General features: G+C 47.5%; 19 protein-coding genes and 1 tRNA gene. 19 read left to right on the top strand and 1 reads right to left on the bottom strand.

Annotation, left to right across the window (positions count from 1 at the left end):
• Positions 1-119: 119 nt before the first annotated feature.
• The 19 genes from D0C16_RS05995 to D0C16_RS05905 all read left to right on the top strand — a co-directional run bounded on the left by D0C16_RS05995 (position 120) and on the right by D0C16_RS05905 (position 21174).
• Positions 120-3419 (top strand): FimV/HubP family polar landmark protein, encoded by a 3300-nt coding sequence (locus D0C16_RS05995; RefSeq protein ID WP_151031469.1) that lies wholly within the window; start codon positions 120-122, stop codon positions 3417-3419.
• Between the two features lie 86 nt (positions 3420-3505).
• On the top strand, positions 3506-4405 hold the full coding sequence (gene truA / locus D0C16_RS05990; protein ID WP_151031468.1) for a tRNA pseudouridine(38-40) synthase TruA: 900 nt from the start codon (positions 3506-3508) through the stop codon (positions 4403-4405).
• Positions 4406-4539: 134 nt separating this feature from the next.
• On the top strand, positions 4540-5166 hold the full coding sequence (locus D0C16_RS05985) for a phosphoribosylanthranilate isomerase (RefSeq protein ID WP_151031467.1): 627 nt from the start codon (positions 4540-4542) through the stop codon (positions 5164-5166).
• Between the two features lie 33 nt (positions 5167-5199).
• A complete protein-coding gene (trpB, locus tag D0C16_RS05980; protein WP_151031466.1) occupies positions 5200-6411 on the top strand; it encodes a tryptophan synthase subunit beta in 1212 nt (403 codons plus the stop codon).
• 57 nt (positions 6412-6468) lie between these two features.
• Positions 6469-7278 carry a tryptophan synthase subunit alpha gene (gene trpA, locus D0C16_RS05975; RefSeq protein ID WP_151031465.1) on the top strand — a complete coding sequence of 270 codons (810 nt, stop codon included), beginning with the start codon at positions 6469-6471 and terminating at the stop codon, positions 7276-7278.
• A 68-nt stretch (positions 7279-7346) separates the two neighbouring features.
• Positions 7347-8207, top strand: a complete 861-nt coding sequence (accD, locus tag D0C16_RS05970) for an acetyl-CoA carboxylase, carboxyltransferase subunit beta (RefSeq protein ID WP_151031464.1) — start codon at positions 7347-7349, stop codon at positions 8205-8207.
• 10 nt (positions 8208-8217) lie between these two features.
• A complete protein-coding gene (folC, locus tag D0C16_RS05965) occupies positions 8218-9504 on the top strand; it encodes a bifunctional tetrahydrofolate synthase/dihydrofolate synthase (protein ID WP_151031463.1) in 1287 nt (428 codons plus the stop codon).
• A 45-nt stretch (positions 9505-9549) separates the two neighbouring features.
• Complete coding sequence (locus D0C16_RS05960) at positions 9550-10176, top strand: SPOR domain-containing protein (RefSeq protein ID WP_151031462.1); 627 nt, start codon at positions 9550-9552, stop codon at positions 10174-10176.
• Positions 10177-10251: 75 nt separating this feature from the next.
• Positions 10252-10773, top strand: a complete 522-nt coding sequence (locus tag D0C16_RS05955; protein WP_151031461.1) for a CvpA family protein — start codon at positions 10252-10254, stop codon at positions 10771-10773.
• Positions 10774-10816: 43 nt separating this feature from the next.
• Positions 10817-12343 (top strand): amidophosphoribosyltransferase, encoded by a 1527-nt coding sequence (gene purF / locus D0C16_RS05950; protein WP_151031460.1) that lies wholly within the window; start codon positions 10817-10819, stop codon positions 12341-12343.
• A gap of 41 nt (positions 12344-12384) precedes the next feature.
• Positions 12385-13596, top strand: coding sequence for an O-succinylhomoserine sulfhydrylase (locus D0C16_RS05945; protein ID WP_191968655.1), 1212 nt, complete (start codon positions 12385-12387; stop codon positions 13594-13596).
• A gap of 102 nt (positions 13597-13698) precedes the next feature.
• A tRNA-Val gene (locus D0C16_RS05940) sits at positions 13699-13775 on the top strand.
• A gap of 204 nt (positions 13776-13979) precedes the next feature.
• Entirely contained in the window at positions 13980-14558 is a 579-nt protein-coding gene (locus D0C16_RS05935; RefSeq protein ID WP_151031459.1) for a hypothetical protein, read from the top strand.
• Positions 14559-14602: 44 nt separating this feature from the next.
• Complete coding sequence (locus D0C16_RS05930; protein ID WP_151031458.1) at positions 14603-16531, top strand: trypsin-like peptidase domain-containing protein; 1929 nt, start codon at positions 14603-14605, stop codon at positions 16529-16531.
• A gap of 404 nt (positions 16532-16935) precedes the next feature.
• A complete protein-coding gene (gene htpG / locus D0C16_RS05925) occupies positions 16936-18840 on the top strand; it encodes a molecular chaperone HtpG (RefSeq protein WP_151031457.1) in 1905 nt (634 codons plus the stop codon).
• Between the two features lie 157 nt (positions 18841-18997).
• Entirely contained in the window at positions 18998-19465 is a 468-nt protein-coding gene (locus D0C16_RS05920) for a methylglyoxal synthase (protein ID WP_151031456.1), read from the top strand.
• Positions 19466-19467: 2 nt separating this feature from the next.
• Positions 19468-20013, top strand: a complete 546-nt coding sequence (locus D0C16_RS05915) for a hypoxanthine-guanine phosphoribosyltransferase (RefSeq protein WP_151031455.1) — start codon at positions 19468-19470, stop codon at positions 20011-20013.
• A 3-nt stretch (positions 20014-20016) separates the two neighbouring features.
• Positions 20017-20766 (top strand): S-methyl-5'-thioinosine phosphorylase, encoded by a 750-nt coding sequence (locus tag D0C16_RS05910; RefSeq protein WP_151031454.1) that lies wholly within the window; start codon positions 20017-20019, stop codon positions 20764-20766.
• 189 nt (positions 20767-20955) lie between these two features.
• Complete coding sequence (locus tag D0C16_RS05905) at positions 20956-21174, top strand: cold-shock protein (RefSeq protein WP_151031453.1); 219 nt, start codon at positions 20956-20958, stop codon at positions 21172-21174.
• Positions 21175-21272: 98 nt separating this feature from the next.
• Here D0C16_RS05905 and D0C16_RS05900 read toward each other — a convergent pair whose 3' ends face one another.
• Positions 21273-22205 carry a CsiV family protein gene (locus tag D0C16_RS05900; protein WP_151031452.1) on the bottom strand — a complete coding sequence of 311 codons (933 nt, stop codon included), beginning with the start codon at positions 22203-22205 and terminating at the stop codon, positions 21273-21275.
• Between the last annotated feature and the right edge of the window lie 34 nt (positions 22206-22239).

The following is a 22239-nucleotide window of genomic DNA, read 5'->3' as shown; positions in this document are numbered from 1 at the left end:
TATTCGAGGTTTTTAGCCTCTAGAGCGCAGCGAGCTTCTACAATGAAGGCTGTGTACATCAACTAAAATGTCTGGCTAATCATTGCAATTCAGCCGTGGAATAATAAAAGGATAGCGCTATGCGTCTTCGTCAGTTGGTTTTAGCCTGTGGTCTAGCGTCTCTGGCGCTCTCATCCCACGTGAGTGCTTTGGGGTTAGGTGAGGTTAAGCTTAAGTCAACGCTGAATCAGCCGCTCGAGGCTGAGGTGAAGCTGCTTGATACGCGTGATCTCACCGCAGAGCAGATCCTCGTTACCTTGGCATCGCCGGCAGATTTTGAGCGCAATGGCGTTGATCGTTTATTTTTCTACACGGAGTTTCAATTCGCGGTCGATCTGGAGTCACCGGATGGGCCCAAGGTGTTGATTACTTCGCGCAACCCGGTGCGCGAACCCTATCTGAATTTCCTGATAGAAGCGCGTTGGACCGCAGGGCGTTTGTTGCGCGAATACACGCTGTTAATGGATTTACCTACCTTTGAGGAAGACGGCGCAGCTCGCGCGGTGCAATCCGCTACAACTGCCGCTCCAAAGGCTGTGAGCCGCCCAGCTGCTGGTGAGGCTCCGGCTACTAATCAAGCGCATTCTGCCAGAGTTTCATCGGGTTCGGGTTCGGGTTCGGGTTCGGTAAGCCGTAAACCAGCGCTTAGTAGCAAAGAATATGAAGTACGTGGGAACGATACCTTGTGGGAAATAGCGTTGCGTGCCCGTCCTGATTCCAGCGTCTCTGTCCATCAAAGTATGATGGCCTTGTATAAGGCCAATCCCGATGCCTTTATTAGCGGCAATATCAATCGCTTGCGTCGTGGGCAGGTGCTGCGTGTACCCGATGCTGAAGAAATGAAGTCGCTTGGTAAATCTGAGGCGGTAAGTCAGTTTGCGGCTGCAAGCGGCGACTCGGCTTTGGGTGCGCAGATCAATGCTTCACGTCGAGCAAGTACTAGTCGATCAGAATCAACCGAAGTCAGTGGACGAGTAAAGTTGGCGGCCCCTTCTGCAAGCGGTGGAACTGGGCAGGGTAGCGGCGCAAATGATGGTTCGGGCAAAGCGCTTGAGTCTGAATTGGCGACCACTCTGGAGGAGCTTGATAAATCTAAAGCTGAAAATACTGAATTAAGTTCTCGTGTTAAGGATCTGGAATCCCAAATCGAAACAATGCAGCGCTTGGTAGACGTGAGCAATGAAAAGTTGCGTGCATTGCAGGTCGCTGCTGAGCAAAAGCCCGCCGATGCTTCAGCTCAAATAACTACACGGACTGAAGCTGTTAGCGCTCCAACCCAAGAGGTCTCCGCTCAGGAAGTTGCCCCCGTTGAGCAAGTTGCAATAGCTAGCGCGGCTGCGTCTAGCGCTCCGGCTGCTGCTAAACCGGTTGCTCCACCCAAAGTGGTTAAAGCCCCACCGCCGGAGCCTAGCTTGGCCGATACAGCAATTCAAAATGCTCCCTGGATTGGTTTAGGGGTCTTAGGTTTGGCTGGTGCAGGTTATTTTGCATATCGTCGCCGCAAGCAGCAGGCAGAAGAGCAGCAAACCTTTGAACAGGAAGACGTATTTGCGATAGATGAAACTCCCCATGATTCGGATGAGCCCGCGGACGCGCAGAATAACTTGCACGAAATTGATGAGACTTCATTATTTGATGAAGATCAGCCCGCATCTGCTGTAGCCGAAACGGGTGATGTTGTTGGTGAGGCAGATATCTATATCGCTTACGGCAAACTCGATCAGGCTGAAGAAATGTTGCTGAATGCCCTGAAAAAGGATCCGGATTCAGCTGATATTCGCATGAAGCTATTGGAAGTTTATGCTCAGCAGCAAAATGCTAGTGGTTTTGATAAACATTACGCGGCGCTTTTACCAATTGCTGGGGCTGCCTTGCTGTCTAGGGCGTCTGAGTTGCGTGCTGGTATTTCGGGGGTGGGCGAGTTTGATTCCGGTGCGGCGGTCGCTGCAAGCGAATCAGCCGATGATTTTTCTCTGGATGACTTCTCGTTGGATGATGATTTGTCGGTGTCCGAGCCTCTGCCTCAGAGCGAGGCGGTTGCAGGTGGTTTTGAGCCTAGTGATTTTGATTTCAAATTAGATCTGGATGATGATGAGCCTCAGTCAGCATCAGTTGATTTGGCGGACGATTTTGCACTGGATTTGGATGACTCGCCGGTTGCAAAAGATGTCGATGATATATCTGAGTTGTCGCTTGCTCTGGATGAGTTGACCGGGCATGAGTTGCCCGAAGATGTTGAGGCTGCCTCTGCATCGATTGCAGACGAATTTAATTTTGATTTGGATGAAGATCTGGCGTTAGACGGTGATCTTGCTCTGGATGAGGAATTGGCGCTCGATGACGAGCTCCTTTCTGGTGGGGAAGTTGTGCCGGCGAATGCGCAATCGTTAGTCGTAGGCGATACAAGCTCCGACTCGCTGGATGTTCCTGCTGACGATTTCAATCTCGATATGAATGTCGATGATATAGATTTGGCTGCGCTTGACCATGAAATGGAAAGTCTGGATGTAGACTTTGATGATGAGTCATTAGATTCAGGCGTAGCGAGTATTTCCGAGTTTGCGGCGCAGGAAATAGCGAAAGATCAAGCGGATTTTGAGCTTGACCTTGATGAAGATATGCAGCTCGATGATTTGTCCCCATCCAACCTGAAACTTACTGACGATTTGGATTCTAGTGAGACTGCTATAAATTTTGAACTTGAGGATGACGCCTCTTTTGATGGTGAACTAGAGGCAAATTTTTCAGCCGATGCTGACTTTGCTTTGCAGGACGAAGGCGGTGTAGCTGAAAACGAAACATTGGATTTTACTGAAAGCTTGGATGACGCTCCTGTAACTTCTATGCCAGAGTTTAGTGTGGCTGAGTTTGAGGCCGATGAATCTCTTTCTGATCTGGACGCGGCATTCGGTGGGTCGTCAATCGCAGCGGCTGAAGACGTGTTGTCGGAGGTTGATCTTGAGTTGGATGAAGAGATTCCTGGGGCGCATGACACGATGGTTGCGGGCGGCTCGATTGGTATTGAAGAGTCAGTTCCGTTTGAGTCTGCCACTGACTTTGAGGCCCCTGCTGAAGAGCAGCATGATGAAGATTTGTTTTCTCAGGCCTTATCTGAGTTCTCCAGTGAGTCTGATGATCTGGATTTAAATGAATTCTCCAGTGACGAAGCTGCGCTGGCTGACTTGTCTGATGATGATATGGACTCAGAGCTGGATTTCCTGGCTGACGCAGATGAGGCTGCAACCAAGCTTGATCTTGCGCGTGCTTATATCGATATGGGTGATACCGAAGGTGCGAAAGATATTCTCTCTGAAGTGATTGGCGAGGGTAATGACGAGCAGCGCAATGAGGCAAATGAATTGCTCGGTCGAATCGTCTAATCGTAGCGATGTTTGTGAAAGCCTTGCATCTCTGGTGCAAGGCTTTTTTTATTTTGTATCCAATTATTTTTTGATGATTAAAGTCAATGAGCGAAAACTATCTCCCAATTTCAAAACCTTATGCGCGCAATGGCGAAATTGTAGCTGATACACCTTGGCCGGAGGCTATGCATAGAATCGCATTGGGGATTGAATACAAAGGGGCTGATTTTCATGGGTTTCAGGTTCAGCCGAGTGGTGTTAAAACCGTTCAGCAGGCGTTGGAAAAGGCGCTGTCAAAAGTTGCGGACGAAGAAATAACGTTAGTTTGTGCTGGCAGGACTGATGCTGGGGTACATGCCACTAACCAGGTTATTCATTTTGATACATTAGCGGTGCGGCCGGAAAAGGCTTGGTTGCGTGGCACTCGCCCCCATCTACCCGATGCTGTGAGTATTCGTTGGGCAAAAGAAGTTGCTCCGCAGTTTCATGCACGTTTTAGTGCGCTAAATCGAACCTACCGTTATTTATTGAGCGATGCAAAAACTCCCTCTGGGCTATTGCATGATCAGGTGACTTGGTCGCCGCGCCCATTGGATGTCTCTCTCATGCGAAAAGCGGCGGGTTATCTCGTTGGGCAGCATGATTTTACGTCCTTTCGTGCCACCCAGTGCCAGGCAAAAAGCCCGGTGCGGAAAATCGAGTATTTGCATTTGGTAAGGCGTGGTGAATTGATTGTGTTAGAGGTGCAGGCGAATGCGTTTCTTCACCATATGGTACGTAATATCGTCGGCGTTCTTCTGGCGGTTGGCTCGGGTGATAAGCCCCCGGAATGGGTTGGGCAGGTGTTGGCAGCGCGCGATCGTAGTGCTGGCGGCGCTACCGCAAAGCCCTTTGGGCTGTACTTGGTGGGCGTAGATTATCCTCAATTATTTAGCTTGCCCGCTTGTTTACCAGGGCCATTGTACTTCTCTGAGCCTCTAGGTGGATTTTCTTCAGAGATGTAATTGGTTGAATTTTGTGCTCAGCCTTTTTGCGGTTTTTCGCATTGAAGTCTGTTAATATCCCGCCTGATTTTAAAAAGCGACCCATTTTATAAGGCCGCTTTTTGTGTTTTTAAGGCTGACGGGAGCATTTCAGCGTGTCCGGCACAAGAGTCAAAATTTGCGGTATTACAAATGTCGAGGATGCTCAGGCAGTTGTGTTTCATGGTGGTCATGCCTTGGGATTGGTTTTTTATGATGCCAGCCCCCGCGCTGTTGGGCTTGAGCAGGCCCGGGAGATTGCGTATGCGGCCGGTCCATTTATCACCGTAACTGCACTGTTTGTAAGCCCGTCGGTGGCTTTAGTTGAGTCCGTGTTATCTAGCGTCCCTGTTCAGCTATTACAGTTTCATGGTGATGAAACGCCTTCTTTTTGTGAGAGTTTTCGGCGCCCCTATATAAAAGCAATCAGAATGCGACCTGATTTGGATTTGGAAATGGCAATCGCCAACCATCCAAATGCATCCGGAATTTTGTTAGATGCGTATCGTCCTGGTGTACCAGGTGGTACCGGAAAGACATTTGATTGGGCGAGGGTTCCCCGTAACTCAGCGGTTCCTATTATCCTTGCTGGTGGTTTGACATCTGAAAATGTTGCGCAAGCCATTCGATCAACCGGAGTCTATGGGGTTGACGTCAGTGGTGGTGTAGAATCAGCGCCCGGAAAAAAAGATCACAACCAAGTCAAATCTTTTATTACTAATGCCCGGTTGGCCCGAATTTAATGGTGCTACCGGCTTACTACAGGTGATTTAACGGTGAGTCAGTCGATTGATTACAGCGCCTTTCCTAATGCGGAAGGTCATTTTGGCCCTTACGGCGGCCGCTTTGTGTCCGAGACCTTGATTTACGCGCTCGATGAACTTCAGTCTATTTATTCGCGCTTAAAAGATGATCCAGGCTTCCAGGCTGAGTTTGATAAGGACATGGCCCATTACGTCGGACGTCCATCCCCTCTGTATCTCGCTGAGCGATGGACCCGTGAATTAGGTGGTGCGCAAATCTACTTGAAGCGTGAAGATCTGAATCACACTGGTGCGCACAAGGTGAATAACACTATTGGTCAGGCGTTGCTGGCGAAGTTCACCGGCAAATCCCGGGTAATCGCTGAAACCGGAGCGGGTCAGCACGGTGTTGCTACCGCAACTGTTGCCGCACGGTTAGGCTTGAAGTGTCGTGTCTATATGGGGGCTGAGGACGTTAAGCGTCAGGCACTTAACGTGTATCGTATGAAGTTATTGGGGGCAGAAGTGTTCCCGGTTACCTCCGGTTCGCGCACATTAAAAGATGCGATGAACGAAGCCATGCGCGATTGGGCAACCAATGTGGATGACACTTTCTACATTATTGGTACTGTCGCTGGTCCGCACCCTTATCCGCAATTGGTGCGTGATTTCCAATCGATTATTGGTCGTGAGGCGCGCCGTCAATCATTGGATCAAGCGGGCCGTTTACCTGATGCGTTAGTTGCTTGCGTTGGCGGCGGCTCCAACGCGATTGGTTTGTTTCATCCGTTTCTGACTGACGAATCTGTGAAAATGTACGGCGTCGAAGCGGGTGGTATGGGTATTGAAACCGGCAAGCACGCAGCGCCGTTGAATAAAGGAATTCCCGGCGTGTTGCATGGTAATCGCACTTATTTGATGGAAGATGAAAACGGACAGATTATTGAAACCCATTCAGTGTCTGCTGGTTTGGATTACCCTGGTGTTGGTCCTGAGCATTCATGGTTGAAAGATATTGGCCGCGTAAATTATGTGGCGATCAATGATGACGAAGCTCTGGCTGCTTTCCGCAAAGTGACAAAAACCGAAGGTATTATGCCTGCGCTGGAATCCAGTCACGCATTGGCGTACGTGGAAAAATTGGCACCGACTATGAGTAAAGATCAAATTATTATCGCCAACCTTTCTGGTCGCGGCGATAAAGATATTTTGACCGTGGCCGGTATAGATGGAATTACCGTTTAATAAAAGTTGAATTTATTTTTAATGTCACATTGCTGACCGCAATTTCAGGAATTATCGATGAGTCGTATTTCCCAGCGTTTGAATCAGGCGAAAGCCTCAGGTAAAAAAATTCTCGTCGCTTACGTGGTTAATGGCGATCCATTCCCGCAAGCAACCTTGCCAACCCTGCATGAAATGGTAGCGCAGGGCGTTGATGTAATTGAGCTGGGCGTGCCTTTTTCCGATCCGATGGCCGAAGGTCCGGTCATTCAAAAAGGCCATGAGCGTGCGCTTGAGCATGGCATCAGTTTGAAAAGCACGCTGGAGATTGTTAAACAATTTCGTGCAACCAATAACACCACGCCCATTGTGTTAATGGGCTACGCCAATCCGGTTGAGCGTTTTGGATATGTGGAGTTTGCCAAAGCAGCGTCCGATGCCGGTGTGGATGGATTGCTAACCGTTGATTTGCCCCCGGAAGAAGTTTCTCTACTGAAAGCTGCGTTGGATGCAAATGGGTTGGATAATATTTTCCTGCTCGCGCCAACAACTACTGTGGAGCGTGCAAAAAAAATCGCCGTACACGCGTCAGGTTTTCTCTACTACGTATCACTGAAAGGTGTTACCGGGGCAGGTCATCTGGATGTTGCAGCAGTTAAGGCAAAGTTGGCTGAGTTTGGTCAATTGACAGATCTACCTGTGTGTGTGGGTTTTGGTATCAAAGACCCTGATACTGCGAAGGCAATTGCAGTACTCGCTGATGGTGTGGTGGTGGGTAGTGTGTTGGTAGACAAGATGGGTGCTCAGTCAGATAAAAAGCCGGAAGAAATCGCAGCGTCCGTTGGTGATATTATTAGCGGTATTCGCAAGGCGATCGATACACTTTAATTTTTACGCTGGTTGTTCGTCATCGTGTGAACAGCCAACTACCTTGAAACAAATACAGAGATGCAACCATGAGTTGGTTAGATAAAATTATTCCGAGTATTTCCCGTACTGAAACCAAGCGAAGTAACAAGGTTCCAGAAGGATTATGGGAGAAGTGTGTCAAGTGTGATGCTGTATTGTATAAGCCGGAGTTGGAAAAAACGCTGGATGTATGCCCGAAGTGTGATCATCACATGCGCGTTGGCGCTCGTGACCGTTTGAATATGTTTTTAGATCCGCAAAATCGTCAGGAATTGGCTACCGACGTGGAGCCGGTTGATCGGCTGAAGTTTAAAGATATTAAAAAATACAAGGATCGCCTCACAACCGCGCAAAAAGAAACTGGTGAAAAAGATGCCTTGGTAGCTATGCGTGGCGAATTGAAAGGTATGCCAGTAGTGGCTGTTGCCTTTGAGTTTGCATTTCATGGTGGTTCCATGGGGTATGTGGTTGGCGAGCGTTTCACTCGCGCAGCAACGGTTGCGTTAAAAGAAAATATCCCGTTTGTGTGTTTCTCTGCAACAGGTGGCGCGCGTATGCAGGAAGCATTAATTTCTCTGATGCAAATGGCTAAAACCAGCGCAGTAATTGAACGTTTGAAAATGCAGGGTACGCCCTATATTTCGGTGATGACAGATCCGGTTTACGGCGGTGTGTCGGCAAGTCTGGCGTTGTTGGGTGATTTGAACGTGGCTGAACCAGGTGCTCGTGCCGGTTTCGCTGGTCCAAGTATTATCGAACAAACTATTCGCCAGAAATTGCCGAAAGGCTTTCAGCGTGCAGAATTTTTGTTGGAGCACGGTGCCATCGACATGATCATTCACCGTCGCGATATGCGCGATAAACTCGCCGCGTTACTTGCGAAATTTACGCGCAAAGCGGCGGTGTAATTAATCGTTTATGCAACTTGAATCGCTATCTGCGTGGCTGGAATGGTTGGAGAAAAACCATCCGCAGGAAATAGATCTCGGACTTGAACGGGTTGCCTGCGTTGCTGCGCGGATGGCGTTGTTAAATCCCTCTGCAAAAGTGGTTACAGTGGCTGGAACCAACGGAAAGGGTTCCTGTGTAACGGCAACAGCAGCCTTGCTTGCTTCTGCCGGTTTTTCTGTCGGCGTTTACACCTCTCCTCATTTAATCCATTACAACGAGCGCATCGTGGTTGACGGAAAGGCCGTTGATGATGAAGAAATTTGTGTGGCATTTGCGGCAATCTATACAGCTTGCCAGCAGGTTTCTGCTGAGTATCCACAGCCGATCAGCCTTACTTATTTTGAATATGGCACTTTAGCCGCATTGGAAGTTTTTCGCCGCCGCGCAGTAACAGCAATAGTGCTTGAAGTTGGTTTGGGTGGGCGTTTGGATGCGGTGAATATTATTGATGCTGATATTGCAGTCATCACCAGTATTGCACTGGATCATACCGATTGGCTAGGTGATAACCGCGATTCCATTGGCTATGAAAAGGCGGGAATTATGCGTGCGGGCAAGCCTGTAATCTGTGCAGACTTTTCACCGCCGGTAACTGTGCTTGATCATGCGATGGAATTAGCGGCACCCTTGTATTTAATCGAGCGAGATTTCGGTTTTGTTCCGGTTGTTGGCGAACGTTGGAGTTGGTGGTCGGGTGCGCAGGAATTTCGCAGTCAGCCGTTACCACAGTTGCCGTTACCGAGTGTTGCCGCTGCGTTACAAGTCGCACATATATTGAATTTGGATTTGCCTGCGTTGAATGCATTTAGTTGTGTTGCTGCGCTGCGAGTGCCAGGCCGTTTTCAGACTCTTGAGTGGAAGCAGCGGCAGGTAATTTTGGATGTTGCCCACAATCCGGCAGCAACAGAGTATTTGGTGGAGCGATTAGTGCAAAGTGCTCCAGCTAATTCCAGTGTGCATGGCATAGTGGCGATGATGTCAGATAAGGATCGTGCGCAAAGTTTGGATAATTTAAAAGGCCGAGTGCAACATTGGTATCTAGCTGACTTATCTTTTATTTCACGTGCGGCAACCATTGAACAATTGCATCAAAATTTAGTCGACTTGGATGTGGCAGAGTGCTTTTCTGGCAGCGTTGCAGAGTGTTTACAGGCTGCGTTGACTAACTCGAGCCCGGGTGATCGCATTTTAATATTTGGATCGTTTTATACCGTCGCTGCTGGTTTGCAAGCCTTGAATATTTGTCTTCAGTAAACGTTTGTTGATTAAGCTGGTTTTTAGAAAACATAGGGGTTTTAGGTGAGAGAATCCGTAAAGCATCGCTTGATTGGCGCAGCAGTATTAACGGCGGTTGCGGTCTTGTTCTTGCCCAGTTTTTTTAAGGACCGTCAGCAATATCAAGTTAATACGGAGTCACAAATTCCCGGTCGTCCGAGTATTACCGCAGTGGATTTCAATGAGCCAGCGCAACCGGAAGGTATTGAATCAGCGCCTGCGCCTGAAGCTATGTTCGTTCCTGAAAATAATGAAGTGCCTGTTACAGAATTGGCAGTACCCCCGGCCGAAACCGCTGATGTTCAATCCGCACAACAAATGGCTTCCAGTTTAAAGGCGTCTGCGGCAGCTGCCTCCAGTGCTACAAAAGCTGATCAGGTGCCGGCATTACCATTAAATGCCCAGGGGTTGCCGGATGCCTGGGTAATTCAGGTAGCTAGCCTTAGTTCGCAAGACGGGGCCAACAAGCTGCGTGATCAGTTACAGGCTGAGGGTCATAAAGCCTATGTACGCGCGGCGCCCTCCGCAAATGGGAATATTTATCGGGTATTTATTGGTCCTCGCCAGGATAAAGCGCAACTGCAAGCCATAAAAACACAATTGGATAAGCGCCTTAAAGTGAATTCCCTGGTTTTACCTTTCAAACCATGAAGCCATAACGTATTGCCTCTGGTAGAATGCGCGCCTTAGTAAACCTCTCACTTTTCTTCCGGAGCGGTCGGGCGAATGAATTGGGCTGATTGGGCCATTATCGGGATCTTTTCCCTGTCCTGTTTTATCGGTTTGATTCGCGGTTTTGTGCGCGAAGCACTATCGCTGGTAATCTGGATTGCCGCCGTGCTGGTAGCCAGAGTCTTTGGTGCGCGGCTTGAAACACTGCTGGTCGACCATATTGAAACCCCCTCTGTTCGCTTGATGACGGCCTATGCCGTGTTATTTATTTCCACGTTATTACTTGGTGCGATGGTCAGTTACTTGATCGGTGCATTAGTGCGCGCGACTGGTTTGTCGGGTACCGATCGGGTGCTTGGCATGGTATTCGGTGCGGCGCGCGCTTTTATTATTGTGATGGCAATTTTAATTCTATTGCCTGGGTTTATCCCCGTGAATGAAGATGACTGGTGGAAGCAGGCGCAGCTGATTCCCCATTTTCAATCCTGTGAGGGTTGGGTTGTGGCGGCCTATGGCGAGGTCAGTGAATGGGTGCAAGCGCTGTTTGGAAGTGTTGAGCAAGCGCAGTCAGTCTAGAAATTTCAGTTTTTATTTTGGTTAAAGTTATTGAGGCGAGTTTATGTGCGGCATTGTAGGTATTGTGAGTAAGCGCGATGTAAATGTGCAGATTTACGATGCGTTAACCATTTTGCAACACCGTGGTCAGGATGCCGCTGGTATGGTCACCTGTCAAAACGGGCGCATGAGCCAGCAAAAAGGCAATGGTCTGGTGCAGGATGTTTTTAGAACTCGCCACATGCAGCGTTTGCTCGGCAGCATGGGGATAGGTCATGTGCGTTACCCAACCGCGGGTAGTTCAGGCCCGGCGTTGGCGCAGCCTTTTTATGTGAATTCTCCCTACGGAATTGCATTGGCGCATAACGGCAATCTGACCAACGCCGATAAGCTCAGTGAAGATATTTTTAAAACTGATTTGCGCCATGTAAATACCGATTCGGATTCCGAGGTCTTGTTAAACGTGTTTGCGCACGAGTTGCAACAACAAGGCAAATTAAGTCCAACAGCGGAGGATATGTTTGCTGCTGTTGCTGGAGTGCATAAACGCGTAACGGGTGGTTATGCCGTAGTTGCGTTGATTGCAAATTATGGTTTGGTTGCCTTTCGCGATCCGCATGGCATTCGCCCATTGGTGTATGGCAAGCGCAATGCAGAAGAGGGCGGTGTTGAGTATATGGTTGCGTCCGAGAGCGTCGCGCTGGATGTGCTCGGTTTTGAATTGCTTGATGATGTTGCGCCTGGTGAGGCAATTTACATCACTGAAGAAGGTGAAATGCATCGCCGTCAATGCGCAACAAATCCACGGTTAAGCCCGTGTATTTTTGAGCACGTATATTTTGCGCGTCCAGATTCCATTATGGATGGAATTTCGGTTTATAAAGCGCGTTTACGTCAGGGCGAAAAACTGGCGGAAAAAATTCTGCGCGAGCGCCCCGATCACGATATCGACGTGGTAATCCCCATTCCGGATACCAGCCGTGTCGCCGGTCAGGCATTGGCGCAAGGGCTGAACGTGAAGTTCCGTGAAGGCCTGGTAAAAAATCGCTACATCGGTCGCACCTTTATCATGCCGGGCCAGCAGCAGCGTAAAAAATCGGTGCGCCAAAAGCTGAATCCAATTGAGTTGGAATTTAAAGATAAGGTTGTATTGTTGGTGGATGATTCCATCGTACGCGGTACGACTTGCCAGCAAATTATTCAGATGGTCAGAGATGTGGGGGCGAAGAAAGTGTATTTCGCATCTGCAGCGCCGGCAGTGAAATACCCTAACGTCTATGGTATCGATATGCCAACTACCGCTGAGTTAATTGCTCATGGTCGTAGCGATGATGAGGTCTGTAAAGAAATTGGTGCGGATTGGTTGATCTATCAGGATCTTGAAGATCTAATTGCTGCTTCTGCTGAAGGCAATAGTAAAGTTACAGAATTTGATTGCGCCGTATTTAACGGTGAATATTGTGCGGGCGATGTAACTCAGCAGTATTTGGATAAGGTTGCTGCGGCGCGCAACGACAGTGCCAAAGCCGGCAAAAAAGCCAAGCAAATCGAATTGCCAATTGGTTTGCACAATGGTGCGGCGCGCGATTAATTAACGTCGCAGCCAATTGATTCAATCTGTGGTGAATGTTGATGGACAATTTTTCTGACGAAGATTTTTCTTACGATCCGCTATTCGGCGCAGCACTGGATACACTGGCAATTCGTGCGGGCCAGACTCGCTCGCACGAAGGTGAGCACAGTGAAGCGTTATTTTTAACTTCAAGCTACGTGTTTGGTAGTGCCCAGGAAGCGGCAGATCGTTTTTCCGGTGCGCAAGCGGGTAATGTGTATTCACGCTATACCAATCCTACTGTCCGCATGTTTGAGGAGCGTATCGCTGCGCTCGAAGGTGCAGAAGCTGCAGTGGCAACCTCATCGGGAATGGCCGCTATATTGAGCACCTGTATCGCGCTCTTGAAGGCGGGCGACCATGTGCTGTGCTCGCGCAGTGTGTTTGGCACTACCACAGTTTTGTTTACTAAATATCTGCAAAAATTTGGTGTGACTACCACGTTTGTAAATCCGGTAAATTACGAGGAGTGGCAAGCGGGTTTTACGCCCAGCACCAAGCTTGTCTTTGTGGAGACTCCTTCAAATCCACTGTGCGATGTGATTGATATCCAGCGCCTTGCAGATCTTGCTCATGAGCATAGCGCGCTCTTGGCGGTTGATAACTGTTTCTGCACGCCCGCGTTACAACAGCCGTTAAAGTTTGGTGCGGATCTAATTATCCATTCCGCTACAAAATATATAGATGGTCAAGGCCGCTGCCTTGGTGGCGTTGTCGCCGGCGCTAAAGTATTGGTGGATGAAGTGCTCGGTTTTATTCGCAGCGCCGGCCCTACATTAAGTGCATTTAATGCCTGGGTATTTTTAAAAGGTTTGGAAACACTGCGTTTGCGTATGGAAGCCCATTCGCGCAACGCTCTAGAGCTTGCGCAGTGGTTGAATGCACAACCGGCGGTAGAGAAGGTTTTTTACGCGGGTTTGCCATCGCATAACGGACATGAACTTGCCGCTAAACAGCAATCCGCATTTGGTGGTGTGTTGTCGTTCCGTGTGAAAGGCGGCCGCGAAGAGGCATGGAAGGTTATCGATGCAACGCGCATCATGTCCTTAACCGCAAACCTGGGTGATACCAAAACTACGATTGTTCACCCGGCAACTACGACCCATGGTCGTTTGTCGCCAGAGCAAAAAGCGGATGCCGGCATTACCGAAAACCTGATTCGTATTGCAGTAGGTCTGGAAGATATTGGCGATTTAAAAGCCGATCTCGCTCGCGGTTTGGGGAATCCTTAAACATCTGAGGGGGTAGGGCTCAAAAAAATGGTTTTTGGGTCTTGTCCTAGCGGGTGCGCCTTGGTAAAGTGCGCGCCCTGACACCCTAAGGGTATGCATTTTAGGACTATAGCTCAGTTGGTTAGAGCACCACCTTGACATGGTGGGGGTCAGCAGTTCGAGTCTGCTTAGTCCTACCAATTCTTTATTAAAAAAGCCGCTCAATGAGCGGCTTTTTTTTGCCTCTGATTTAACTGATATTTTTGCGCCACTTTTACCAATCTGTTAATTTTCCGACTAGAGTAGTGTGGGTGCTTTCTTCCAGTAGAAAGTACAGAGAGTGTTGGATTATTAATACAAACCAAAAGGCATAAAAAAGCTGAAATTGGCCAAAGGGGTGCTAAGTGAGCGAAGTCATGGAATACAACTTAATTTTCAAGGGCGAAGTTGAACAAGGATTCGATATTTCAGTCACCAAAAGAAAATTGGCAAGTGCATTCAAAGCCTCAGATGAGAAAGTAGAGGCGCTGTTTTCGGGGCGGCCGACGATAATAAAAAAAGGGCTTACCTTTGAGTCTGGTGTCAAGCTTCAGCAGCAGTTATTGAATATAGGTGCAAAAACCGAGCTTGAACTATCCGATATAAAACAATCGCCCCTTGAGTCGCGCAAACCTTCTGTAAGAATTCCTCCAGTCGCTCCTGCGCGTCCCGAAAGCAAAGTGGCGTTGGCGCTCCAGCCTGTTCAACAGGTTGCAACGCCAATTGAACCAGAGCCTCAAACAGAGGTAGAAGAGAAAACTTCGAAATTCAGTTTTCAGCAAATAGCGCTATCGATGAGGCGTACCTTTGCAGTTGTGCTGCTTTTGTTGGGTATTGCATGTTTGGTGGTCTATTCGCCATTTGCAGATCAAGTTATACGAATAGGTTTTTTGTTGGGTGGGTTGCTGGTTTTTTTAAGCTATCGCAAATTAAAGCAATGGTAACTTTTCAATTGAAGAAAATAAAACTACAACAAAGGACGCTTTAGATGCGCAGATTTTTTTTATGTTGCCTTTTAATTGTTTTTGCATCAGTTGTTCGCGCTGAAATCTATCAGTGGACTGATGAAGATGGCAAAGTTCATTTTGGTGAAAAACAAGCAGCTCAAGATCAGAAAGAGGCTACTAAGGTTGAAGTGCGGGGTAAATATCTGATTCGTGATGTCGAAGCCCTGAACGCTATTTATTATACAAACCCCTCCCCACATCGATTGATCGATTTTAATTCAATCAAACTAGCTCTGCCTGATTCAGAGTATACCAATGTTAGGATTGGGCGTATCACTTGTGGTAGACCAATAGATTTGTATTGGCAGAAAGGTATCGTCGACTTTACTCAACCCGGTGTTATTAGGGGAAGTATTTCAATCTTTGAAAAGTTTGGTTATGCCGTCCGCAATGGTATTAAAGGCGGTGCATCGGCAGCCAGTTTAAATCTAGAAGCTGAAATCATTGATATAAAAATGAATAAATGTCCCGCGGAAAAAAGCGATGACATTACACAGAATGCGACCTATCTAAAAGTGAAATGGAATTTATATGACCCTTTAGCCAAAAAACTATTGTATTCAACGGAAACCATGGGTTCTCATAACGCGATGAGTGTCAGGGCCATCAGAAATGGAGGTGATATTAGTTTTGATGCTGCTTTGTCACTTGCAACGAACAATTTGTTGGCGGACCCTGAATTTGCAAAAGTGATTGTGCCTGTTGATATGACTACGCTGGTAGAAAAATTTGACGAGGAAGTGAATGTCAAAATCAATTACGGCACCGGTGCAGGTTCGTTTAAAGAAAGCGCTGATCAATTGATGAAAAACGCCGTTATCGTAAAAACCAAAGATGGGTTTGGTAGTGGTGTGGTTATTAATAACGATGGCTATGTATTAACTAATGCGCACGTGGTTGGCGATGAGACAAAGTTTCATATCCTTATTGGTGATAATACGCTGGGTGCAGTTTTGGTTCGTAAGGAAGCCATTCGCGACGTTGCCTTGATTAAAATCAATGACAACTATTCCAGGCTGGAAGGTGTTACTGTTGCGAAGGATCAATCCGATGTGGGAGATGAAATTTATATTATCGGTGCTCCGCTTTCGTTGGAGCATAGTCAGACTACAACAAAAGGCATTGTTTCTGCCTATAGAGATATGCAAGGGCTCCGCTATTTGCAAACCGATGCAAATGTTAACCACGGCAGTTCAGGTGGGCCAGTATTTAACGAGCACGGAGAACTAATTGCACTGACGGTGGCGGGCTTATTAACACGCGATGGTGCAGGTTTGGGAATTAACTATTTGATACCCATTAATGATGTATTTAGATATTTAAAATTAGGCACTGCTAAAAATAAAAATGAAATGTTGGCTTCAACCGATAACTGGTTTCAATCAAAGCTCGCTTCTAAAGATGACAATACCGTTTTATCAGGCGTATACCGGAAATTTGGCACCGTATTAAATTGGTTAAACACGCCGTTATTTACCATAGGAAATGTTGCTGAATCGCCTTCCGCTAATAGTGAACCTTTACCGCAAATATCCGGGTTGACCCAATTGCCTGATAAAATTAGCAACCAGATGCTACTTCGCGCCAAAGCGGCGGATGCGTTGACCCGCATTACTCCGTTGAAAATGTCTATTGCAATGTATTACGTAGATCATGATCAGGAGTGGCCGAGCAGCTTTAGCGATATCGATGTGGATGGCGATAGTTTGAGTCATCCGGGGTTAATTGAGTCCGTCACTATTGAACTAAACGGCACTCTTCGCGCTGATTTATCCGAAGAAACATTCGGTCATGGTTATTACTTTGAATTAGTCCCGGATGCCAAAAACGCAAGCTTGTCTATGGATTGGTCATGCGTAACAAACCTTGATAAAGGATTGTGGGTTGGGTCGTGTACAAGTGATTTGTAGCCGCAAGGCGGAAAAGAATGTAGTCGTTATGTGGTTCGTTCTTCCCGGTGTTTCGACTGTGACCGAGAAAGAAATTAGACACGCCTACCAGTGGTAATCCTGGCGGGCTTTCCGTTGGTGTCCTGGATTGTAGTTTCAGTGTTCGTTCTCAAGTGGAACGGTTAGCTAACGCGATTTGTGGGTGAATGCACTTTTTTAAGGGCGACGGGTTCGTTGGGCTGATAACTTCGCGTTCCGCACAAAAAATCCGCTAGCTGAGTAGGGTATAGAGCCTCTGCGTCGTACTCCCAAACCGTTTAACCCTTCCCCCTTGAATTCCCCGTCCTATGCCCCATTTAGTCTTCACCTGCCTGTAAAGGCTGATTCCCCTAGTAAATTCGTGCATGTATTCAGGAGTTCGACAAATGACCGTTGATGCCCGCAAAGAGACCCGTGGCTTTCAGACCGAAGCCAAGCAGTTGCTGCATTTGATGATCCATTCATTGTATTCAAACAAGGAAATTTTCCTGCGCGAGCTGGTTTCCAATGCCTCGGATGCGGCGGATAAGCTGCGTTTTGAAGCGGTTTCCAATGGCGATTTGTATGAAGGTGATGCGGAGTTAAAGATTCGTATCAGCTTTGATAAAGAAGCAAAGACCCTCACCATTAGCGACAACGGTATTGGTATGTCGCGCGATGAGGTGGTTGAAAACTTGGGTACTATCGCCAAGTCTGGTACTGCGCAATTTATGCAGAAGTTGACTGGTGATCAAAAGAAAGATGCGCAATTAATCGGTCAGTTTGGTGTGGGTTTCTACTCCGCATTTATTGTTGCCGATCGCGTTGTAGTGACTACTCGCCGCGCCGGTGCGCCAGCTAATGAAGCCGTGCGTTGGGAGTGTACTGGCGAAGCAGAATTTACCGTTGAGTCGGTAGAAAAAGCATCACGCGGTATGACTGTTGAATTGCATTTGAAAGATGATGCATTGGAATTTGCGGATCATTGGCGTTTGCGTTCCATCATCAAAAAGTACTCCGATCACATTGCCATTCCGGTGGTTATGCAAAAGCAAACTCCAGCAGGTGAAGATGCAGAAAGTGCCGAGCCTGAAGATGAAGTGATCAACACAGCTACTGCACTCTGGACTCGTTCACGTTCTGATGTGACTGATGAGGAATATAAAGAATTCTATAAGCACGTAAGCCATGATTACGCTGAACCACTGAGCTGGAGCCACAATCGTGTGGAGGGCACTCTGGATTACACCAGCCTGTTGTATATCCCGGCACGCGCGCCTTTTGATTTGTACAACCGCGATGCGTCACGTGGTTTGAAACTGTATGTGCAACGCACGTTTATCATGGATGATGCAGAACAGTTCCTTCCGCTGTACCTGCGCTTTATCAAAGGGGTAGTGGACTCGAATGATTTGAGCTTGAACGTATCGCGCGAAATTTTGCAGAAAGATCCCAACATCGATTCCATGCGCTCTGCATTGACCAAACGTGTGTTGGATATGCTGAGCAAAATGGCGAAGAGTGAGCCGGAAAATTACACTACTTTCTGGAAAGAATTTGGTCAGGTAATGAAAGAAGGTCCGGCAGAAGATTTTGCCAACCGTGAAAAAATTGCCAAGCTGCTGCGTTTTGCATCAACCCACACTGAAACGGCTGAGCAAAGCCAATCGCTCGACGATTATGTAGCGCGCATGAAAGAAGGGCAGGAAAAGATTTACTACATTGCCGCTGAAAACTTCAACACCGCGAAAAGTAGCCCACATCTGGAAGTGTTCCGTAAAAAGGGCATTGAAGTGTTGTTGTTGTCGGATCGCGTTGACGAGTGGCTGATGAGTCACTTGCAAGAATTCGAAGGCAAGAGCTTCCAGGACGTGGGCAAGGGCGAATTGGATCTGGGTAAACTGGATTCCGAGGAAGAGAAAGAGGCCCAGGAAAAAGTTGCCGAGCAACTTAAACCCCTGTTAGAGCGTGTGAAGACTGCTTTGGGTGAAGAGGTTTCTGAAGTACGTATAACCCATCGCTTAACCGATTCACCGGCTTGTGTGGTCGTTGGTCAATTCGATATGGGTGCGCAGATGCGCCGTATATTGGAAGCCGCTGGTCAGAAAGTGCCAGATTCCAAGCCTATTTTTGAGTTGAACCCTGAGCATCCGCTGGTGAAAAAGCTGGATGCAGAGTCCAACGATGGCCGTTTTGGCGATTTGGCGCACATCCTGTTTGATCAGGCTAACCTGGCAGAAGGCGCACAATTGCAGGACCCAGCGGCATATGTGCAGCGCTTGAATAAGCTGTTGCTGGAGCTTAGCAACTAAGCACTTACCATTCTTATTGTGTTATTCAAAATGACCTTGTCTGAGCGACCCCGTCTATACTCAGTCAAGGTCATTTTTTTTGCCCGTTATTATTCCCATTAACGAAAACAGATTTTTAGACTGGTTTTCCGGTTTACGATTTTTAAGGTAAAGCCCTATGGAATATAAAGAAGTTAGTTTGCCTGCTGTTAAATCTATTGCTCTGGTTGCACATGACAATAAAAAACAGGATTTACTTGCCTGGTGTAAAAAGCATCGCAACGATTTACAGCAACACACCTTGTTTGCCACAGGGACTACCGGTGCGTTAATTGAGAAAGAAACGGCCCTACCAATTAACAAATTAATTTCCGGACCGCTCGGCGGCGATCAGCAAATTGGTGCGCTGATTACCGAAGGCAAGGTGGATATGTTGATTTTCTTTTGGGACCCATTTGAACCAATGCCGCACGATCCGGATGTAAAAGCGCTGCTACGGATTGCGGCGGTATGGAATATTCCGGTGGCCTGTAACCAAAGCTCTGCCGATTTTATGGTGGTCTCACCGCTGTTCAATCGTGAATCGACCCACGCAGTTCCCGATTACGATGCCTATATCGCCAAGCGTTCCAGTGCGAGTCGCTAATTATGAATATTGAACAATTACAACAAGTATACTTTTCCGCCGATTGTCTCTACAGCCTGCAAGATGTAGAAGAGGCGCTGGATAATTTGATTGCGCCCATTATTCAGGATCTGGGCGATAAAACGCCGCTGGTATTGGGGGTAATGAATGGCAGCCTTGCAACATTGGGTTATTTATTGCCGCGGTTGCCTTGTTTATTGGAGGTGGATTACGTGCATGCCACTCGCTACCAGGGGGCATTGCAAGGCAATCAATTAATCTGGAAGCGCAAGCCGGATGTTGAATTAAAAGGTCGCTATATTTTGTTGGTTGACGATTTGCTGGATCAAGGAATCACCCTGAAAGCAATCGCGGATTATTGCCTCGAACAAGGTGCTGCTCAGGTAAAAATTGCAGTGTTAGGGACAAAAAAAATCCAGGGCTACCAAGCGCCAATTACCGCAGACTACAGTGCGTTGGAGATTCCGGATAAATATGTGTTCGGTTTTGGAATGGATTATCACAACTACTGGCGCAATGCGCCGGGCATTTTTGCATGTCAGGATTAATGTATGTTGGCAATTATTGGCGGTTCCGGTTTGAATCAATTTCCGGAATTGCGCATTACTAAAGAGCGATTTTTTTCTACTCCTTACGGCGATTGCTCTGCGCCGCTCACGTTTGCTGAAATTGAGTCTGAAGGCAAAATAAATTCAATTATTTTTTTACCGCGTCACGGCAAAGGCCATCGGTTACCACCACATCTTATTAATTACCGGGCGAACCTTTGGGCGTTAAAAGAGGCGGGAGTTACGCGCATTCTTGCTATCAATGCTGTCGGTGGAATGGGCGTTGGAATGGGGCCCGGGGCGTTTGTTGTGCCGCATCAGTTAATCGATTACACCTGGGGACGCGAGCATAGTTTTAATTTTGCGGCAGATGGTTATGTTAACCATATCGACTTCACTCAGCCTTATAGCGCTCGGATGCGCGAGTTATTGATTAAGGCGTTAAATTCGGCTGGACTGCCGTTTCACCCACAGGCTGTTTATGGTTGCACTCAGGGGCCACGTTTGGAAACAGCGGCGGAAATCCAGCGCCTGATTCGTGACGGGTGTGATTTGGTTGGAATGACCGCTATGCCGGAGGCTTCGCTTGCCCGTGAGCTGGGTATGGAATATGCCTCACTTTGCCTGGTAGTGAATTGGGCCGCCGGCCTTGCAGATCAAGAGCTTAGCCTTGATGAGATGATGCGGGTTCTTGCTGCTGGTATTAGCGACATTAAAAAAGCAATTTTCATATTTGCAAAAACAACAATTTGATTGAAGAAGCAACAAAAAAATCACCTCTTATTTCTAAGTTTTGTTAATATCTGTTAACTCGGGTATTTTTGTTCTACCGAATAATACCCGTTAGTTCTGGATAGCTTGCTGGCCTGCTGTGCTGGCGATCAACGGATGAGACAAACCGAGCAAATAACAATAAGCATCAAGGCTGTAGAGGTGTTTCATATGACGACAGATCGTGAAATTGGCACGGTTAAATGGTTTAACAACGTGCGTGGATATGGGTTTATAACCAGAGGAGAAGGAGGCGAGGATATTTTCGTGCATTATCGAAATATCCGTGCGGATGGTTACCGCTCCCTAGCTGAAGGTCAGAACGTGGAGTTTCAGTTACAAAAAGGTGATAAAGGCTTGCAAGCAGAAGATGTAGTTCTGCTGGGCTAAGTAGTTTGATGCGACACAATAAAAACCCCGGCTTCGAGCCGGGGTTTTTATTTATTCAATTTGCGTTTCTGCTTTTTAATTTTTAAATATTTATCTGATCATGGTGCAGAAACCTTACTGGACGTAGTTGCCTCTGTCGTTCCTGTATAAGGCGTTACTTGAATGATAGCGGCCAAGACCGGATGATCCAGATAATGCACTTCACCGCTGCGCATGTCGCGCTCTTGTTGTAACAAAATAATTTGACGTGTTACGTATTCTTGCCCTGAAGTTTCAGTCGCCGCATTATTTGCGTTGGGATCAAAGCTGCCGTTTGCCCATTGCTGATTTTCACTGGCTAAAGCTTGGTCCAACTCCAGATTACTATCCAGCGATAAGCCAGAGGTATTAGTGCGCGTGAAGTTAGGGCGCAAGGGAATTTCCGGCCAGGTGCGAGTCACCTCCTGGCCGACATTCACATCAAATTGCGAGTACCAAAAATTGGTTTGCAATTCCAGATAAGTGGCAACACTCAAGCGAATACTGCCTTCCAAAGTCTGGTGTTGGCCAAACTGCTGGCCACCATTAATTAAAATCGCTTTGGATGCTTTTTTGTTAGTGATGACTTGCCGCCATGCTTGATGAAACAACACTTCAAAACGTGAATTGTTTTCCAACCGTTTGGCCTGCGCATTTAGTTGGCGCTCAGCAGCAGGCAACAAATAAAATGGTTCTTTGGTGAGATCTACCGTTGAAGTTAGTGGAGTGCTATTTGTTCCGATGGAGTTGGTGGCCTCGGGGCTAGCTGTTGCACTTGCTGCGTTAGGGTCCTTTAATTCAACCCAATCACCCGGGTAGCGCAATTTAATATTGTTGGGCCAATGCTCCTGGCCTGCATCATCTGTGCGTGCAAATACAATCAACTCCACCTGGTACCAGCCCTCATGATTGGACTTTGGTGCTTGTGCCACGGTGCTGACGCTAGCGAGCAGAGTTGTTACACCGATCAAGCCGGTAATTATGTTATGCGAAACTCGCGAAACAAAATTCATATTAAGATTCCTGAAATATTTTCAGTGGTGAATG

Origin of the sequence: Cellvibrio sp. KY-GH-1, assembly GCF_008806975.1 — a bacterium.
Classification (GTDB): Bacteria; Pseudomonadota; Gammaproteobacteria; order Pseudomonadales; family Cellvibrionaceae; genus Cellvibrio.
This window is presented reverse-complemented; position numbering and strand designations above follow the sequence as displayed.

Excerpts from the sequence above, each read along its gene's own strand:
- accD (WP_151031464.1), top strand. The coding sequence starts at position 7,347 with ATGAGTTGGTTAGATAAAATTATTCCGAGTATTTCCCGTACTGAAACC.
- D0C16_RS05945 (WP_191968655.1), top strand. The coding sequence starts at position 12,385 with ATGGACAATTTTTCTGACGAAGATTTTTCTTACGATCCGCTATTCGGC.
- D0C16_RS05995 (WP_151031469.1), top strand. The coding sequence starts at position 120 with ATGCGTCTTCGTCAGTTGGTTTTAGCCTGTGGTCTAGCGTCTCTGGCG.
- truA (WP_151031468.1), top strand. The coding sequence starts at position 3,506 with ATGAGCGAAAACTATCTCCCAATTTCAAAACCTTATGCGCGCAATGGC.
- D0C16_RS05900 (WP_151031452.1), bottom strand. The coding sequence starts at position 22,205 with ATGAATTTTGTTTCGCGAGTTTCGCATAACATAATTACCGGCTTGATC.
- htpG (WP_151031457.1), top strand. The coding sequence starts at position 16,936 with ATGACCGTTGATGCCCGCAAAGAGACCCGTGGCTTTCAGACCGAAGCC.
- D0C16_RS05905 (WP_151031453.1), top strand. The coding sequence starts at position 20,956 with ATGACGACAGATCGTGAAATTGGCACGGTTAAATGGTTTAACAACGTG.
- D0C16_RS05955 (WP_151031461.1), top strand. The coding sequence starts at position 10,252 with ATGAATTGGGCTGATTGGGCCATTATCGGGATCTTTTCCCTGTCCTGT.
- purF (WP_151031460.1), top strand. The coding sequence starts at position 10,817 with ATGTGCGGCATTGTAGGTATTGTGAGTAAGCGCGATGTAAATGTGCAG.
- D0C16_RS05920 (WP_151031456.1), top strand. The coding sequence starts at position 18,998 with ATGGAATATAAAGAAGTTAGTTTGCCTGCTGTTAAATCTATTGCTCTG.
- D0C16_RS05915 (WP_151031455.1), top strand. The coding sequence starts at position 19,468 with ATGAATATTGAACAATTACAACAAGTATACTTTTCCGCCGATTGTCTC.
- trpA (WP_151031465.1), top strand. The coding sequence starts at position 6,469 with ATGAGTCGTATTTCCCAGCGTTTGAATCAGGCGAAAGCCTCAGGTAAA.
- D0C16_RS05910 (WP_151031454.1), top strand. The coding sequence starts at position 20,017 with ATGTTGGCAATTATTGGCGGTTCCGGTTTGAATCAATTTCCGGAATTG.
- folC (WP_151031463.1), top strand. The coding sequence starts at position 8,218 with ATGCAACTTGAATCGCTATCTGCGTGGCTGGAATGGTTGGAGAAAAAC.
- D0C16_RS05930 (WP_151031458.1), top strand. The coding sequence starts at position 14,603 with ATGCGCAGATTTTTTTTATGTTGCCTTTTAATTGTTTTTGCATCAGTT.